This window comes from Herbaspirillum aquaticum, assembly GCF_002213425.1.
Lineage (GTDB): Bacteria > Pseudomonadota > Gammaproteobacteria > Burkholderiales > Burkholderiaceae_D > Herbaspirillum > Herbaspirillum aquaticum.
Genome location: NZ_NJGV01000026.1, coordinates 77,281 through 94,291, shown reverse-complemented (window position 1 = coordinate 94,291; position 17,011 = coordinate 77,281). Strand labels below are relative to the sequence as shown.

The following is a 17,011-nucleotide window of genomic DNA, read 5'->3' as shown; positions in this document are numbered from 1 at the left end:
CGTGTGCAGTGCGTGTGCAAATGAGGTGTTTTAATGAATAAAAAATCCTTTAAAAACAAGAGGATAGTATCTGTTGCGCCCATGATGGACTGGACGTATCGGATGGGGGATATCAGGACGCACACGAACGTGCGCATGCGAATGACATCAAGCGCCGTTTCGCCAACCGGGATATCACTACTGGCCAAATCATAATGTTCGGCCTCACTGGTGGGCTAATTCCATGCCCGGCAGCAATTACAGTGTTGCTGCTTTGCCTGCAGCTCAAGAAGATCTCCCTGGGTGCTGGCCTGGTCCTGTGTTTCAGCATCGGCTTGGCCCTGACCATGGTCGCATCTGGCGTGATTGCCGCGCTGAGCGTACGCCATGTGAGCAGACGTTGGTCGGATTTTGGCACCCTTGCAAGAAAGGCCCCGTATTTCTCTAGCGCGGTGATCATTGTCGTCGGCTTGTATGTTACATACAGTGGATTGCATGCACTGACATAGCCCCGTAGACACCCTGGAAGATCAAGAGCGCCAGCTAAAGCGCCCCCTGCCGCTGATGCAGAAATTTTAGCGTCTGAAGCAGACTCTCTACAGATCAAGGCTACGATGGCGCCTACTCTCAAGCCCAACAGTAGAAACTTGTCCGAGCGGTGTCGGGTTCCTGTCGTGTTGTCCTTCACGTGTGGCAACCATACTTCAGGACGCCATCAAAGCTAAACGGAGCTACGAATGAACACCACAGAACAAGCAACGCAACCTCGGATGTTGTCGACCGAAGAATTGGCGACCTTCATCAAATTCTTCCGAGAACTCCGACATTGGTCCCAGGAACAGTTGGGGGAAATCTCGGGCTTGAGTGTGCGAACAATTCAGCGCATTGAAACGGGCGAAGCTAGCAGCCCGGAAAGTCGCCGTGCATTAGCTCGCGCTTTTGAGTTTGAGGATATTGATGCGCTCAACAAGTCCTTTTTAATTTCGAGCCCGGAAGAGTTGGCAGCAGAGAAAGAAAAGTTTGATCGCGATCACGTCACCTTGACTGCTTTGCCGTTGACCACCGGAAAACAGCTAGCGCAGCTGGCCGAAACATGTGCCATGGACTTCATCGAGGCAGCATATGACGCGTCCCGCGAGGTCGAGCGGGTGCTTGCAGATCTCACGGACTATTTCCGCGAATACCGAGAGAGCTACGAACTTTACGCCCAGGCCGATAAATTCGATGTATATGATGAAATGCAAACAAAAATTGACTCTTTGAAGAGCCTCGGCATGTCGTTGCGCTACGCCCGGCGCCGTATGGCAGTAACGTTCGGCATGGAAGGAGCCAAGCCTGTGCCGGTCGAGGCCGCTTACATCGTAGGCTTCCCGCTTGGCAAAGAGCCTGAAAGTTTCGCGACGCCAAAAGAGGCGGGAATCAGAGGCCTTTGACTCCCGAGACGGGAGGCATTACTGCATTAAGAGCGGGTCGTCGACGTGAAAATGAATGACCAATACAGGGGCGAACTTGGGTACTGGATACACCATGCCTGCAGAAGTACTGTTTAAAACAACAGTAAACTGGACAGAATGGGTGTTGATGTGCTTATAATAGGAATTAGCACTCAAATCATTCGAGTGCTAACAAAGACACCCGCCGGAATGACGGGTGATAGACGCCGAGTGTTCCCGCACAAGGCAAATTTGAAACGGAACATAGCGATCCGCTAACAAATGAATAAGTAGGCAGCTATTATGAAGAAATTGAGCTAATTTGTCAATCGAATCTCAATATGTTGCTTAGGATCGCACGCGTTCTTTAATGCCAATGGCAGAAAGAAGTGCGAAATGAACGAAAGTTATTTGGTAAGAGTTGAACTCCATGATGCCCAATGGAGCCACTATGAAACTCTGCATCAGCAGATGGCACGTGCCGGTTTTTCGCGCGCCATCCGCGGTGACGACGGGAATTTGTATCAGCTCCCCGATGCCACCTACACGGTGCAGGATAGCCCAGCGAGTCTGCAAACCGTGCAAAACGCAGCGGAAGCAGCCGCCCGGGCAACGGGCCGGAAATACGGTCTGATTTCCTCCAACTTCAAAAGCGCGTCTTGGAATGGTTTGCCGATCGTTCCAAGGTCGCAGCGCGCGGCATGAGTAGGTGATTTGATCGTTCCGAAATGAACAGGCCGGATTTGTTCGTCGGGCGACATGAGAGCTTCGTCCTTCTTTACTCGAGGGCGAAGCTCTATTGATCAAGCTGGCTCTCTGAAGGCGTAGCAATTTGCCTTGGCATCATTCAGGGCATGATGTTCAGGTAATCGATTCTGTTTGTGATACTCATATCGGAGCAGTTCGTTGATTCGATCTGCCACGAGGCGACGTTTGCACCAGGGCGGAACTCTACCGTCCAACGCGTCATAAAAAAGATCCCAGTCTGTCTGGTAGTCGTAGCAAATGAAGATGTCTTCGTTGGTGGGCCGAATGATACGAAGCCATTGCGTTATCTTCCCGTACAAATCTTCCATTGTCACTTCCGCATGCGGGGCGTATCCCAGCAAAGGAAGTACCGCCTCCTTCACAAAAGCGCTGCACGCCTTAATGTCATAGGGAAGTTCGGCATAAAACTCTTCGCCACTCTCGGCTACGAGGCCGATGCTTATGAGCTGCGGATCGAGAAAATCGGTGAATTCGGTATCGATGAAAACATTGAACGCCATAGCAAAGTCCTAGCTTACAAAACCGGAACGTTGGGAACGCCAAGATGGGCGCCTCCCAGGATCCAAGGCATCAATTTGGCGATGTTCACAGCGTCGTCGAGCCCTCGGTGATGCTGTCCCTCCATTTCGATCTTGGCAAGCGCGCAGGCCTTTGCCATACCTACCTCTTTCCCGATACGCTGAGCCTTGGCAAACAATCTCTTGGCATTTTGATGCGGTATGGTCAGTGGTGAAGCAATCCCATGCCGCTCCGAATCCCTCTGCATCTGCTTGAAGTCGTAAGCTCCCCAGCTAATCCAGACTGGATCGAGAGAGCTCGTTTCCGCTACAAAATCGCGCAGCGCTTGCGCAGCCACAGGAAAGAGCGGCGCGCTATCTACATCTTGCTGAGAGATGCCTGTCAGCGACGTACAAAAAGGCGTCAGTATTGGTCGTTGCAACGGCCTCACGAAGTGTTGGAATCGCTGAAGCACAACGCCGGACTCCGTTGCCCAACAAGCCCCGATTTCGATGATTTCCATTTCCTCGGACGTGATTGAGCCGTCATCGGAGCAAGTCGCCTCAAGATCCACAACCAAAATTTTCTTTGTCATCTGCAATTGCCCACTTGTACGCCGATTTAGAAGCATAACCGATAGGCAATGGATAGAGGGGCCGGCGCGGGACGTGCGGACGGCTGGCGCCCTGGATACTCCCCCGGCCCCTACTGAGAAGATTGGGTGGTGCGCCTTATGGTCACAGTGTGGTGCCGTTCAAAGATAATGCGTGGCGCTTTTGCGGAGAATATTCAGCCGACCTGCTGATCCAGGAAATCGCCGAGCTGGAGGGCAACCGCAGCCTCCCGCAGGCTGAACTGCAGCGTCTGCTGCAAGACCTGCTCACCCGCCAGAGCAGGCTCTTCCCGGAGCTCGACAGCCTGCTGGTCATCGATGACCAGGGCCGCATCCTGCACCGCTGGCCCAGCCAGCCGGCACCGACCGGCCTGCCCGGCATGGAGCCGGCGGCCGCGATGGCACGCATGCAGGCCGGCCCTGAGGGCCGCAGCAGCGGCCTGCTCATCGGTACCCCCGTCATCAGCAGCGTGACCGGACACTGGGTCATTCCGCTCACGCGCCAGCGCCTGCGCCAAGGCAAGCCGGCTGGCACGATCCGCGTGGGCGTCAGCCTGGATCATTTCATGCGCCTGTTCAACGAAATCAACATCGGCAAGCAAGGTTCGCTGGTGCTGGCCAGCACCGATGGCAACATGCTGCTGCGCCGCCCCTACAGCGCCGAGTTCCTCGGCAAGAGCATGGCCGAGCTGCCGCTCTACCGGGACCATGCCCGGCAGCACCGGTCCGGCTGGGCCGTGATCCAGTCGGCCCAGGACGGCGTGCTGCGCCTGAACTATTTCACGCGTGTGCCGGACTATCCGCTGTTCGTGACGGCGGCGCTGGCCCATGAGGACATGCTGGCCGACTGGCGCGAAGCACAGCGTGCGCAATTGATGGTGATCGTCGCGGCGGGGCTGCTGGTGGGCCTGCTGACGGCCTATCTGCTGCGCGTGGTGCGCATGCGCGACCGCGCCGAGGAAGAAATCGAGAAGAAGAACCTGTCCCTGAAACTGCTCACCGAAAACCTGCGGGCACAGGCCATGCTCGATGGCATGACCGGCATCCCCAACCGGCGCTACCTGGATGAACAGCTGCAACAAGCCATGCAGAACGCCAGCCGCAGCAAGAGCGCCTTGTCGCTGGTGATGTTCGATGTCGATTACTTCAAGAAGTACAACGACCTGTATGGCCACATCCAGGGAGACTACTGCCTGCAGGACATCGCCCGCGTGCTGCGCGCGGTGCAGCGCCGCCATGGCGACCTGGCGGCGCGCTATGGCGGCGAGGAATTCGCCCTGCTGCTGCCCGATACCGACCTGGGCGCCGCCCACCGCATCGCGCAGAAGGTACTCGATGGGGTACGTGCCCTGGAGATCCCGCATGAGGGCAATGCCGGCGGCGTGGTCACCATCAGCGCCGGCGTCATGACCTGCGTCCCGCGTCCGGACATGCGCATCGAGGACCTGTTCGCCGGGGCCGACCGTGCGCTGTACCGCGCCAAGGACAACGGCCGCAACCGGGTGGAGGACTGCCAGCTGCCGCGACCGGTGAAGGCGGCGGCCGCTGGCAGCACCGCCGCCTCATCGGGCAATGGCGGCTGAGAGCGTTCGTTCAGCCCAGCCGTGCCGGACTCAATGCTGCGGCATCGACACCAAAGCGTGCGATATGCGGTGGTACAGGTTCGCCCCGGATCAAGGCCGCATAAGTCTCACCTGCCGCCGGGGAAGACTGGATACCATAGCCCCCCTGCCCGGCCGCCCAGAACAAGCCGGGCAGCCGGGTGTCATAGCCGCCCACGAAACTGCCATCGGCCACGAAGGAACGCAGTCCGGCCCAGACATGCGCGGGACGACGGATCTCCAGCGTGGTGCCGTTCTGGATGTGATCGATGGCGATGGCGATATCGAGTTCCTCGGCCTGCACATCGTGTGGCGCGACCGGGTCTGCGTTAGCGGGCGAACCCAGCAGCAGGCCGGCATCCGGCTTGATGTAGAAAGATTCATCGACCGGCATGAACATGGGCCAGTGGGCGCTGTCGGCTGGCGCAGCGAAGGTGAAGGCCGAGCGCCGTTTCGGCACCAGCCCGATGGGTGCCGCCCCGGCCAGGCGGCCGATCTCGTCGGCCCAGGCACCGGCGGCGTTGACAATGACGCCCGCGCGCAACTCCCCCTGACTCGTCTGCACATGCCACGTGCTCTCTGCCTGCTCACCGTCATGTTGCAGCGACTGCACCTCTGCATTGCACAGCACGCGCGCACCTGCTGCCCGCGCCCCGCGCAGGAAGCCCTGGTGCAAGGCATGCACGTCGATGTCGCTGGCGTCTTCCTCATAGACCGATCCGATCAGGTCGTCTTCACGCAGCACCGGCACCATGGCGCGGGTCTGCGCCGCGTCCAGCCGCTGTACCTTGTCGGAGACCGAACGCACCAGGGCCTCATGGGCGTCGAGTTCTTCACGCAAGGCGGAGGTGGCGTAAAACAAAGCGCCCCGCGGCGTGAGCAGGGCATGTTCCGTAAATCCTTGCGGCGGACGATCGAAGAACGCGCGGCTGGCGCAGGTCAGCGCACGCACCTGCGGCGGACCGTAGCTCTCCATGTAGAGTGCGGCCGAACGACCGGTGCTGTGGTAGCCCGGCTGGGATTCGCGCTCCAGCAGCAGCACGCTGCCGTGACGCGCCAGCCAGTATGCGATGGAGGCCCCGGCGATGCCGGCCCCGATGATGAGATAGTCGACGCGGCAATGCTGGCTCATGAACAGGCCCCCTCGATCAGGTCAAAGCGCGGCGATGACCGCCACTTCCACATCCAGCCCCGGCGCCATCAGCAGGGCCTGCACGCAGGCACGCGTGGGCGCGTGGCCGGCCGGCACCCAGGCGTCCCACACGGTATTGAAGGCCGCGAAATGGTCGGGGCTGGAGAGCCAGACATTGGCGCTGACGATGCGCTCACGGCCGATGCCCTGGGCCTGCAATTGCGCATCGACCTTGGCCAGCACTTCGCTGGCCTGCTGCGCAATGGAAGCACCGGCGTGGTCCGCCACCTGGCCGGCGACGAAGGCAAAACCATTGGCCAGCACCAGCTGGCTCATGCGGGCATTGGTATTGAAACGTTGGATGGTATTCATGGAATCGGTCGAGGTTGAAATTGACTAAATGATTTATACCGCCGCCTGTCCCGCCACGGCAGTGGCCTGCCCATCGAAGACGGGAGGATGGGTGACGATGGAGGTCAGCGGCGCGTGGACCGCCTTCAGTTGTGCCAGGTCAGGACGCGGCCGGCACAATGCGGCATCGCCCGCAAACGCCGCCTCCAGCGCGGCGGCCCAGGACAGCAGGCGGGCATCGTCGCGGAAGGCGCCGGTGACCTGCAAGCCGAAGGGCATGCCGCGATGGTCGCGGCCGCAGGGCAGCGAGATCGAGGGATTGGTAACAAGCGTGACCACATAGGTCAGGGCCAGCCAGCGATAATAATTTTCCAGCGCCACGCCGTTGACCTCCTTGAGATACAGCTCGCTCCAGGGGAAGGGGGATACCGGCGTGGTCGGCGAAACGATCAGGTCATAGCGCGCATACAGTTGCTGGAAGCGGCGGAACAGGCGGGTCTGCTCACCCTGCGCCCAGGCACAATCGGACAGGCTCATGGCCGCGCCCATCTCGTAGTTGGCGCGGGTGTTGGTGCCGAGCGAGGCAGGATCGCGGCGATAGGCCGCCTCGAAACCGGCCACGAAGGCTTCGGCACGGATCACGTCGAAGGCGCGATGGGCCTCGCCCATGTCCATCTCCACCGGCTCGCAGACCTGCACGAAACGGCCGATGGCCGCCATCTTCTGGCGGAATGCCGCGCGGATGCCGTCGTCCACCTCGCACACGCCGAAGTCTTCGGTATAACCGATGCGCAGGCGCGACAGCTCCACCGGCGGCAGCGCCGCGAAGCTGCCTTCATCGACGGCGTAGCTGAGGGGATCACTCTGATGCAGTCCCAAGGTGGCGCGCAATTGCAGCACGGTATCGGCCACATTGCGGCCCATCGGGCCGACCACCGAGATCGGCGTCCAGCCCAGCAGCTTGCGTTCGCTCGGCACCAGCCCCGGTGAAGGACGGAAGCCGACGACGCCGCATTTGGCCGCCGGGATGCGCAGCGAACCACCGGTATCCGAACCCGAGCACAGCGGCAGCAAATCCACCGCCAGTGCCGCCGCCGAGCCCCCGGAGGAACCGCCCGCATTGAGCAGCGGATTGAAGGGATTGCCGGTGGCACCCCACACCGTATTGCGGCTGTTGGCACCGGCGCCCATCTCGGGCACGTTGGTCTTGCCGGCCACGATGGCACCAGCCGCGCGCAGGCGCGCTACCAGTGCATTGTCGCGTGTGGGCACATTGCCGCGATAGATGGGAGAACCGTAGGTGGTGAGCAGGCCCTCGGTTTCTTCGAGATCCTTGATGCCGATGGGCAGCCCGTGCAGCAGGCCCAGCGGGCGACCGTCGATCACGGCCTGCTCGGCCGCGCGCGCCTCCTGGCGGGCGCGCTCGAAGCAGGTGGCGGTCACGGCATTGATATGGGGATTGAGGTCTTCGATGCGGGCGATGCAGGCGTCCAGCAATTCGACCGGAGAGACCTGCTTGCTGCCGATCAGCTGGCGCAGTTCGACGGCAGTTTTTTCGACGAGGGAATCAGACATGAATTTCCTTGAGAGTGGATCAGGCCGGCAGCAACTGGCTGCCGGTCTTGCTGGTACGGATGAACAAGCTCACCAGCACAGAGAAGAGGGCCGCACCGATCAGGAAGGCAAAAGCGTAATCATAGTTGGCAAAGGCGCTCACCAGGAAGCCGATCACCAGCGGCGAAATGAAACCCGCCAGTTGCCCGCCCAGGTTGACCATGCCCACGCCGCTGCCCACCAGTTGCGCCTGCAGCAGCTTGGTCGGCAGCGCGATACAGGTGGCCAGAACGAAGGACTTGAAGAAATAGGCCAGGCATTGCCAGGCGATGACGCCCTCGACAGTCGCGGCAGTGTACATGCAGTAGACGAAGACTGCGGTGAGCAGCGAAGAAGCGATCAGCAGCACTTTCTCACGGCCGTCGAAGAAGCGCACCATCACCCAGCCGCCTATGGCAGTAGACAGCCCCGCCATGATGTAGGGCAGCGGCAGCAACAGGCCCACTGCCTTGAGGTTGAGACCGCGCACGGTCATCAGGTAGGTCGGCATCCAGCTGTCGAGTCCCTTGTTGATGATGGACAGGCCAAACCACACCGCCACGATCTTCCACATCAACGGCATCTTGAGCAGGGCCGCGAAGGCTTGATTGTTGATGGCTTTGGGACCGTCCTTGCCGGGCCGCACCGGCCGCACGCAGAACCAGTACACGAGGGCGAACACCAGCCCGGCCACGCCGATGGTATGGAACACCGCGCGCCAGCCGAAATGCATGATCAGCGGTGCAATCAGCAGCGGGGCCAGCATGCTGCCGATGTAATTGGAGGATATCAGCAGCGAGGACATCTTGGGCCGTTCCTCACGGCTGAAGTTTTCGGCCACGCCCTTGATGCTGGCGGCCGGAAACGCGCCCTCGCCCAGGCCGAAGGCGAAGCGGATCACCACCAGGCTGGTAATGGACCAGGCCATGCCGGTCACGCCGGTGAAGACCGACCACAGCAGGATGGAGATGACGATCACGGGCCGCGATCCATAGCGGTCTGCCAGCCAGCCGCCGGGCAGTTGCAACAGGGAATAGCCGAGGAAGAAGCTCGACAACAGGATGCCCAGGTCAGAAGGCTTCAACGCAAATTCGCTGGCGATCTGGGTCGCGGCGAAGGTGATGGCGGCACGGTCGATGTAGGAGACGCACCAGCCCAGATACAGCAACACCAGTACCAGATACTTGTAGCGTCCCTCACCCTTCGCCTTCGTCATTGCAGCCTGTGCAGCATCCATGAAGCCTCCCTCGCGACGCGGCGGCAGGCACCATGCCGCCGATCCGTGAACGCATCCTAAGCCGGCATGTGGTTTGCCACAAGTACAAGTTTTCGAATTATCGATTGCCGAATCAGCAAACCGTTTCCACAAGTCACGGAGGTAAATCATCCGTACGCGCGTGCTGCAGGAGACGGCCGTACGCCACTTCCTCGAAGTGGTGCGGCGAGGTTCCATCACCGAGGCGGCCACTACGCTCAACTTGGCCTGGTCAGCCATCAGCCGCCAGATCGCGTGGCTCGCAGCCGAACGCATCGGCAACGAGCTGGCGGCTTTGAAGGGCTTGCGCCGGGGTGAAGTGAAACTGGCTACCATCGTGGACTTTGCGCTGGAATTCGTGCCAGCGGCGCTCGAACAATTCTGCCGCCAACACTGGGACATCCGCTTCCAGCTTTCGGTGGGCAATGCACTTCACGTGGCGCAACAGATCCGCGGCAAGACTATGAAAACCCTGCAGCTGGAAATCCAGTCCCTGGCCGGCAGCACCCTGCCCGATGCGGCGCGCGCTTTCCTCAACGCCCTGATTGCGCGCGCCAGCGGGCGGCACTGAATGTTTACGCCACCTGTGCGCCTTGCAGCACCAATAGCGGCGCCAGGTGGAAGGAATGTTCCAGGCGCGCCTGCGGGTCTTCCATGTGCTCGGCGATGACGCCCATGCAGGCCGCCACCAGGCAACGCGCCACATCGATGGGCGTGAGCCCGCGCCGCAACTGGCCGCGCTCATAGGCGATGTTGATGGCGGCGGTCAGGTGCTGCAAGGTGCGCAGGCTCAGCGATTCGATCCGCTCACCCAGTTCCTCGGGCAGCTCGGGCGTGCCGCGATAGCGCAGCACCACTTCCATGCGGCGCCGCTGCCGGACGTTGCGCAAGAAATCGAGCAGCTTCAACCACAGCACTTCGCGCAGCAACAACAAGGGCTGCTCGCTCTGGCGATACACCGCCAGTTCCGGACCGATATCGAAGGGCCAGACCAGGTCATCGAAGACCGCCTTGACCAGCGCCACCTTGTCCGGGAAGTGCCAGTACACGGCACCTCGCGTAAAGGCGGCGCTGGCCGCCACGTGCTCCAGCGTGGTGGCCCGCACACCGCGCCGGGCAAACGCGGCCAGCGCGGCATCGAGCAGGATGGCGCGGGTCTTGTCGGCGCGCGGGCTCATGGCGCGGCCGTGGCCAGGTCACTCGCCACCGGGTGGCCGGAGCGTTCCACCCAGCCGCCGCCGAGGGCCTTGTAGAAGGTCACCAGATTGGTCCAGCGCGACAGGCGCGTACCGATCAGGGTCTTCTGCGCCGAATACAGCGTGCGTTGCGAATCCAGGACGGTCAGGTAGCTGTCCACGCCGTTGTTGAAGCGCGCCTGCGAGAGCCGGTACGAGGCATCGCTGGCCTCCACCAGGTCCTCCTGCGCCTTCAGCTGGCGGCCCAGGGTATTGCGCTGGGCCAGTGCATCCGAGACTTCCTGGAAGGCGGTCTGGATGGCCTTCTCATACTGGGCCACGCTGATGTCGCGGCTGATGGTGGCGATATCCAGGTTGGCCTGGTTGGCGCCGCCATCGAAGATCGGCAAGGAGATCTGCGGCACGAAACTCCACGAACCCGAGCCGCCCTTGAACAGGCCGGCCAGCCGCGCACTGGCCGTGCCCGCATCGGCAGTCAGGCTGATGCTGGGATAGAAGGCCGCGCGCGCCGCACCGATGTTGGCATTGGCGGCACGCAGCGTGCGTTCGGCCTCGACGATATCGGCGCGCCGCTGCAGCAGGTCCGAGGGCAGCCCTGGCGGAATGGTCGCAAGCGGACTGGCAGCGGCCAAGGCGGTATCGGGCAAGCCTTGCGGCAGCAGGCGGTCCGGCAGGTCCTTGCCCACCAGCAGCACCAGGGCATTGCGGTCCTGGTCGACCTGGGCGGTGTAGCTCTCCACATCCACGCGCGCACTCTCCACGCTGGTCTGCGCCTGGCGCAAGGTCAGCGCCGAGGACGAACCCAGCTCGAAGCTGCGCCGCGTGAGTTCGTAACTGCTGGCCTGGCTGGCCAGCGTGTCCTTGGCCAGGCGCAAGCGGTCCTGGTCGGAGGCCAGCGTCAGCCAGGCGGTAGCGACTTCGGCGATCAGGCTGATCTGGGTGCTGCGGCGCGCCTCGGCGGTGGAAAGAAAGGATTGCAGCGCCTGCTCCTTGAGGCTGCGCACCCGGCCGAACAGGTCCAGTTCATAGGCGCTGAAACCCAGCGTGGCGGTATAGCTGCGCGCGGTCAGCGCACGGCCGGTGGCAGACAGGTCGGCCGGTGTGCGGCTGGCCGATTCGCTGGTGGCGGCGTTGATGGTCGGGAACAGCGCGGCGCGCTCCACGCCATATTGGGCGCGCGCCTTCTCGATGTTGAGCACGGCCACGCGCAGGTCGCGATTGTTGGCCAGACTGAGGCTGATCACCTCCTGCAATGTCGGATCGGTGAAGACATCACGCCAGCCGATATCAGCAACCGCCATGGCCGCTGTGCCACCGGCGGCGTTGGCGCTGTGGTCGCCCGCAAACTGGCTCGCCACGGGGGCAGCGGGCCGCTGGTACTCGGGCATCAGGGTGCAGCCGCCCAGCAGCATGGCCAGCAGCAGGGGTGTCACCAGCGCGCGGGGGCGATGCGCGGGGCGATGGGTCAGGGAAGGATTCATGTCAGTGCTCCGGGGAGATCGCGGGTTGGCCTTGCGGCGCGGAGGAAGGCTTGCGGGCAAACAGCTTCATGATGATCACGAAGAAGAGCGGCACGAAGAACACCGCCAGCACCGTGCCCGAGAGCATGCCGCCGATCACCGCCGTGCCCAGCGCATGCTGCGCGCCGGCACCCGCACCGCTGCCCAGCACCAGCGGCAGCACGCCGAGGATGAAGGCCAGCGAGGTCATCAGGATAGGACGCAAACGCATGCGCACCGCATCCATGGTCGCTTCCACCAGGCCCTTGCCATGCTCGTACAGATCCTTGGCGAATTCCACGATCAGGATGGCGTTCTTGCAGGCCAGGCCGATGGTAGTCAACAGGCCCACCTGGAAGTAGACGTCATTCATCTTCCAGGTCAGGATCGCGCCCAGCAGTGCGCCGAACACGCCCAGCGGTACCACCATGATCACCGAGAAAGGCACCGCCCAGCTTTCATAGAGCGCCGCCAGCGCCAGGAACACGATCAGGATCGAGATCGAATACAGCAGGCCGGTCTTGCCGCTGGAGGCCTTTTCCTGCAGCGACAGGCCGGTCCACTCATAGCCGATGCCGGGCGGCATCTTGGCCAGCGCCGCTTCCACGATGGCCATGGCTTCACCGCTGGAGGCCGCACCCGGCAGGGCCATGCCGAGGATTTCCATGGACGGCACGCCGTTGTAGCGCTCCAGGCGCGGCGAACCGGACGCCCAGCTGGCGGTCGAGAAGGCGCTGAAGGGAACCATGGTGCCGGCGCTGTTGCGCACGTACCAGCGGTCCAGGTCCGAGGGCAGCATGCGGTATTGCGCATCGGCCTGCAGCATCACCTTCTTGACGCGGCCCTTGTCGATGAAGTCGTTGACGTAGCTGCTGCCCCAAGCGGTGGCGATGGTGTCATTGATGTCGGGCATGGCCACGCCCAATGCTCCGGCCTTGTCGGTATCGACATTGAGGCGGAACTCCGGCGTATCTTCCAGGCCGTTGGGGCGCACCGCCACCAGGCGCTTGTCCTGCATCAGCGTACCCAGCAACTGGTTGCGGGCCTGCATCAGGGCGGCGTGGCCGAGGTTGGCTTCATCCTTCAACATCAGGTCGAAGCCGGTGGCATTGCCCAGTTCGGACACCGCCGGCGGCGCGAAGGCAAACACGCGGGCATCGCGAATCTGCGCGAAGGCGGCACCGGCCTTGGCCGCCACATCGGTCACCGACAGTCCGGGGCCCTTGCGCTCATCCCAGGGCTTGAGCTTGATGAAGGCAAAGCCCATGTTCTGGCCGCTACCAGCGAAACTGAAACCGGAGACGGCGAATACGCCGGCCACCGCATCCTTCTGGTCCACCAGGAAATGATGCTCGACCTGTTCAATGACTGCATCGGTACGCGCCTTGGTGGCACCGGACGGCAACTGCAGGATCGCGAACAGCGTGCCCTGGTCCTCATCCGGCAGGAAGCCCACCGGCAGCTTCATGAAACCCGTCACCACCAGCGCCAGCAGCACCGCGTAAGCGGCCATGTAGCGCCAGCCGCGGCCCAGCATGTGGCGCACGATACCCTGGTAGCGCAGGTTGCCGCGATCGAACTGGCGGTTGAACCAGCCGAAGAAACCGGTGGTGGCCAGCGCATGGCCCTTGGCTGCGGGCTTGAGCAGGGTGGCGCACAGGGCCGGGGTCAACACCAGCGCCACCAGGACCGACAGGGTCATAGCCGAGACGATGGTGATGGAGAACTGGCGATAGATCACCCCGGTTGAGCCGCTGAAGAAGGCCATCGGCACGAACACCGCCGCCAGCACCAGCGCCACGCCGACCAGCGCGCCACTGATCTGGCCCATGGACTTGCGGGTGGCCTCCTTGGGCGGCAAGCCCTCCTCGGACATCACGCGCTCGACGTTTTCCACCACCACGATGGCATCGTCCACCAGCAAACCGATGGCCAGCACCATGGCAAACATGGTCAGCGTATTGATGGTGAAGCCGAACGCCGCCAGCACGCCGAAGGTGCCCAGCAGCACCACCGGCACGGCGATGGTGGGGATCAGCGTGGCGCGGAAGTTCTGCAGGAACAGGTACATCACCAGGAACACCAGCACCACCGCTTCGATCAGGGTGCGCACCACTTCCTCGATGGAGATGCGCACGAAGGGCGTGGTGTCATAGGGCTTCTGCACCTTCATCCCGGCGGGGAAGAACTTCTCCAGCTGGGCCACGCGGGCGTCGATCGCCTTGACGGTATCGAGCGCATTGGCACCGGTGGCCAGCTTGATGGCCAGGCCGGCCGCGGGCTTGCCGTTGTAGCGGCCGACCGAGGTATAGCTCTCGCTGCCCAGTTCGATGCGGGCGACATCGCGCAGCTTGACCCGCGCACCACCGGAGAGCGTGCGCAGCACGATGTTCTGGAACTGCTCGGCCGTGCGCAGACGGGTCTGGGCGGTGATGGTGGCGTTGATCTGCTGGTTCTCGGCCGCAGGCAAGCCACCCAGCTGGCCCGACGAGACCTGTACGTTCTGCGCCTGGATGGCGTTCTTCACGTCCAGCGGGGTCAGGCTGTAGCTGTTGAGCTTGTCGGGATCGAGCCAGATGCGCATCGCATATTGCGAACCGAAGAGCGTGGTATCGCCCACGCCTTCCACCCGGCTGATGGCGTCCTGGACATTGGCGGCCACGTAGTCCGACAGGTCGGAGCCGCTCATGCTGCCATCTTCCGAGGTAAAGGCCAGCACGTTCAGGAAGTTGGTGGCCGACTTGGTCACGGTGATGCCCTGCTGCTGGACTTCGGAGGGCAGCAAGGGCGTGGCCAGGGAGAGCTTGTTTTGCACCTGCACCTGGGCGGTATCCGGATTGGTGCCGTTCTCGAAGGTCAGGGTGATGGTCACCGTCCCGGACGATTCACTGGTGGAGGCCATGTAGCTGAGACGATCCAGCCCCTTCATCTTCTGCTCGATGATCTGGGTCACGGTGTCTTCCAGGGTCTTGGCCGACGCCCCCGGATAGTTGGCGGTGATGGCGATGGCCGGTGGCGCGATGGCCGGATACTGCGCAATCGGCAGGGTCAGCACCGAGATGGCGCCGGCCAGCATGACGATGATGGCGAGCACCCAGGCGAAGATGGGGCGGTCAATGAAGAAGCGAGCCATGATGTCGTCCCGCCTTTCAGTTGGTGCCGCTGGCAGTACCGGCGCTGGCCACCGTGGCCTTGGGCGACCACGGCACCACCTTCACCTTGGCCCCGGGCTTGGCGGACTGCTGGCCGTCGACCACCAGCTGGTCGCCTTCCTTCAAGCCGCTGCTGACCAGCCACTTGTCGCCGATGGCGCGGTCGGTCACCAGGGCGCGCTGCTCCACCACGCCTTGCGCGTTGACCACGAAGGCCACCGGCTTGCCGGCACCGTCGCGGCTGACCGCCTGTTGCGGCACCAGCAGGCCCTGCTGGCGCACGCCCTCCTGCAGCACGGCGCGCACATACATGCCCGGCAGCAGGTCGGCCTTGGGGTTGGGGAAGACTGCGCGCAGCGTGATGGCGCCGGTGTCCTGGTTGACCGTCACATCGGAGAACTGCAGCGTTCCTTCTTGCGCGTAGGTACGGCCGTTCTCCAGGATCAGCCTGACCTTGGCGCCGTTGCCGGACTTCTGCAATTCGCCATTGGCCAGCGCTTCCTTCAGGTTGAGCCAGCTGGTGCTGGACTGGGTCACATCGACGTAGATGGGATCGAGCTGCTGGATGGTCGTCAGTGCCGTGGTCTGGCTGGCGGTGACCAGGGCGCCCGGCGTCACGCTGGACTTGCCGATGCGGCCGGAGATGGGTGCATCGACCTTGGCGTAATCGAGGTTGATGCGGCTGGTCTGCACGTTGGCCCGGGCCGAGCCGACGTCGGCCTCGGCTTCCCCCAGGGAGGCGACGGCGTCATCGTAATCCTGCTGGCTGACCGCCTTGATGGCCACCAGCTCCTTGTAGCGGCTGGCCTTCAGGCGCGCCGTCTTGACGCTCGCCTCGGCCTTGGCCAAGGCGGCCACGCTGCTGTCATAGGCCGCCTGATAGCTGGCCGGATTGATCTGGTACAGCACCTGCCCGGCCTTGACGTCGCTGCCCTCGCGGAAATTGCGCGCCTTGACGATGCCATTGACCTGCGGCCGCACGTCGGCAATCTGGTAGGGCGAGGTCCGGCCCGGCAGCTCGGTGTGCAGCTCTACCGGCTCGGTGCGCACCGTCATCACGCCCAGCACGGGCGTACCTGCGGCCGGTGGCGGCCCGCCCGGCGGCTTGCCGCAGGCACTGAGGACACTGAGGATGGCCAGTGCAGCGACGGGCCGTAGAAGGGGTGTGGTGCGCATGAAGGACTCTCCGGAAAGGGAAGAAGGTTTTTATAACGATACCGAACTGTACAGTATTATTAATTGACAGTTCTTCCCCGGTCAAGCAATACTGAACACATCTGTACGAAAATGACACTTGTAAAGAAAACGGAGACAGTTCGATGAGAGTCAAGACCCCTGCGCGGCGCGAGGCCATCCTGGCCGTGGCGGCCGACGTCTTCAAGGAAATGGGTTTCGAGGGTGCGTCCATGGCCGAGATCTCGGCGCGCATTGGTGGCTCCAAGGCCACGCTGTATGGCTACTTCAAGTCGAAGGAGGAGCTGTTCGTGGCGGTGACCCACGGCGAGGCGAAGAAGCAGATGGAACCTGCCCTGGCCGCACTGGACCAGGAGGTGGACGATCTGGCGAAGACCCTGCAGGTCTTTGGTGAGAAGGCGGTCAGCTTCCTGTGCCAGGAAAGCACCTTGCAGACGCACCGCATGATCGTGGCCGAAGCGGGCCGCAGCGACATCGGTCGGCGCTTCCACGAAGACGGACCGAAGATGGGGATGGAGCGCATCGCCGCCTTCCTGAAGAAGCAGATGGCAGCCGGCCGCCTGAGAACGGCCGACCCCATGCTGGCGACCCTGCAGCTGTGCGCCCTGCTCGATTGCGAGACGGTCAAGCCGATGATGCTGGGGCTGGAGACCAGCATCTCCCGGCCGCGCATGAAGCGCATGGTCGGCCGCGCGGTAGAGACCTTCCTCGCGGCCTACGCCATGCCTTCCGACTGAGAACGACGGT

At 62.6% G+C, this 17,011-nt stretch carries 15 protein-coding genes and 1 pseudogene; 6 read left to right on the top strand and 10 right to left on the bottom strand.

All coding sequences use genetic code 11. The features are described from left to right. Nucleotides 1-80: 80 nt before the first annotated feature. From CEJ45_RS21660 to ghoS, 3 genes and pseudogenes are all read left to right on the top strand, one after another. A pseudogene (locus CEJ45_RS21660) lies at nucleotides 81-488 on the top strand (nickel/cobalt efflux transporter); the annotation flags it as partial. 228 nt (nucleotides 489-716) lie between these two features. Next, the gene (locus CEJ45_RS21655; RefSeq protein WP_088757125.1) at nucleotides 717-1,412 is read left to right on the top strand and encodes a helix-turn-helix domain-containing protein; all 696 of its coding nucleotides are present in this window, start codon (nucleotides 717-719) and stop codon (nucleotides 1,410-1,412) included. 396 nt (nucleotides 1,413-1,808) lie between these two features. After that, entirely contained in the window at nucleotides 1,809-2,117 is a 309-nt protein-coding gene (gene ghoS / locus CEJ45_RS21650; protein ID WP_088757124.1) for a type V toxin-antitoxin system endoribonuclease antitoxin GhoS, read from the top strand. A 98-nt stretch (nucleotides 2,118-2,215) separates the two neighbouring features. On the opposite strand, the gene CEJ45_RS21645 is transcribed toward ghoS, so the two are convergent. After that, nucleotides 2,216-2,680 carry a 3'-5' exonuclease family protein gene (locus tag CEJ45_RS21645; RefSeq protein ID WP_088757123.1) on the bottom strand — a complete coding sequence of 155 codons (465 nt, stop codon included), beginning with the start codon at nucleotides 2,678-2,680 and terminating at the stop codon, nucleotides 2,216-2,218. 14 nt (nucleotides 2,681-2,694) lie between these two features. Then, nucleotides 2,695-3,273, bottom strand: a complete 579-nt coding sequence (locus CEJ45_RS21640; RefSeq protein WP_088757122.1) for a 3'-5' exonuclease — start codon at nucleotides 3,271-3,273, stop codon at nucleotides 2,695-2,697. A gap of 152 nt (nucleotides 3,274-3,425) precedes the next feature. On the opposite strand from CEJ45_RS21640, the gene CEJ45_RS21635 reads away from it, so the two are divergent. Next, nucleotides 3,426-4,874 carry a sensor domain-containing diguanylate cyclase gene (locus CEJ45_RS21635; RefSeq protein WP_241517401.1) on the top strand — a complete coding sequence of 483 codons (1,449 nt, stop codon included), beginning with the start codon at nucleotides 3,426-3,428 and terminating at the stop codon, nucleotides 4,872-4,874. Between the two features lie 10 nt (nucleotides 4,875-4,884). Here CEJ45_RS21635 and CEJ45_RS21630 read toward each other — a convergent pair whose 3' ends face one another. From CEJ45_RS21630 to CEJ45_RS21615, 4 genes are read right to left on the bottom strand one after another with little or no spacing between them, the layout of a single operon-like run. Beyond that, entirely contained in the window at nucleotides 4,885-6,024 is a 1,140-nt protein-coding gene (locus CEJ45_RS21630) for an NAD(P)/FAD-dependent oxidoreductase (RefSeq protein WP_088757120.1), read from the bottom strand. Nucleotides 6,025-6,045: 21 nt separating this feature from the next. After that, nucleotides 6,046-6,396, bottom strand: coding sequence for a RidA family protein (locus CEJ45_RS21625; protein WP_088757119.1), 351 nt, complete (start codon nucleotides 6,394-6,396; stop codon nucleotides 6,046-6,048). Nucleotides 6,397-6,429: 33 nt separating this feature from the next. Beyond that, nucleotides 6,430-7,950: an amidase gene (locus CEJ45_RS21620; RefSeq protein ID WP_088757118.1), complete on the bottom strand. Its 1,521-nt coding sequence runs from the start codon at nucleotides 7,948-7,950 to the stop codon at nucleotides 6,430-6,432. A gap of 19 nt (nucleotides 7,951-7,969) precedes the next feature. Further along, entirely contained in the window at nucleotides 7,970-9,205 is a 1,236-nt protein-coding gene (locus CEJ45_RS21615; protein ID WP_187697726.1) for an MFS transporter, read from the bottom strand. A 160-nt stretch (nucleotides 9,206-9,365) separates the two neighbouring features. Here CEJ45_RS21615 and CEJ45_RS21610 point away from each other — a divergent pair, with 160 nt between their 5' ends. Continuing rightward, complete coding sequence (locus CEJ45_RS21610) at nucleotides 9,366-9,794, top strand: LysR family transcriptional regulator (protein ID WP_241517400.1); 429 nt, start codon at nucleotides 9,366-9,368, stop codon at nucleotides 9,792-9,794. Nucleotides 9,795-9,798: 4 nt separating this feature from the next. On the opposite strand, the gene CEJ45_RS21605 is transcribed toward CEJ45_RS21610, so the two are convergent. Genes CEJ45_RS21605 through CEJ45_RS21590 form a run of 4 tightly spaced genes read right to left on the bottom strand, consistent with a single transcriptional unit; the run spans nucleotide 9,799 to nucleotide 16,246 of the window. After that, nucleotides 9,799-10,401, bottom strand: a complete 603-nt coding sequence (locus CEJ45_RS21605; protein ID WP_088757115.1) for a TetR/AcrR family transcriptional regulator — start codon at nucleotides 10,399-10,401, stop codon at nucleotides 9,799-9,801. Continuing rightward, on the bottom strand, nucleotides 10,398-11,900 hold the full coding sequence (adeC, locus tag CEJ45_RS21600) for an AdeC/AdeK/OprM family multidrug efflux complex outer membrane factor (RefSeq protein ID WP_088757114.1): 1,503 nt from the start codon (nucleotides 11,898-11,900) through the stop codon (nucleotides 10,398-10,400). Before adeC ends, CEJ45_RS21605 begins: the two co-directional genes overlap by 4 nt. Nucleotide 11,901: 1 nt before the next feature. Beyond that, nucleotides 11,902-15,051, bottom strand: a complete 3,150-nt coding sequence (locus tag CEJ45_RS21595) for an efflux RND transporter permease subunit (protein ID WP_088757113.1) — start codon at nucleotides 15,049-15,051, stop codon at nucleotides 11,902-11,904. Between the two features lie 16 nt (nucleotides 15,052-15,067). Beyond that, nucleotides 15,068-16,246 (bottom strand): efflux RND transporter periplasmic adaptor subunit, encoded by a 1,179-nt coding sequence (locus CEJ45_RS21590; RefSeq protein WP_088757112.1) that lies wholly within the window; start codon nucleotides 16,244-16,246, stop codon nucleotides 15,068-15,070. Between the two features lie 143 nt (nucleotides 16,247-16,389). On the opposite strand from CEJ45_RS21590, the gene CEJ45_RS21585 reads away from it, so the two are divergent. After that, nucleotides 16,390-17,001 carry a TetR/AcrR family transcriptional regulator gene (locus CEJ45_RS21585; protein WP_088757111.1) on the top strand — a complete coding sequence of 204 codons (612 nt, stop codon included), beginning with the start codon at nucleotides 16,390-16,392 and terminating at the stop codon, nucleotides 16,999-17,001. Nucleotides 17,002-17,011 lie beyond the last annotated feature (10 nt).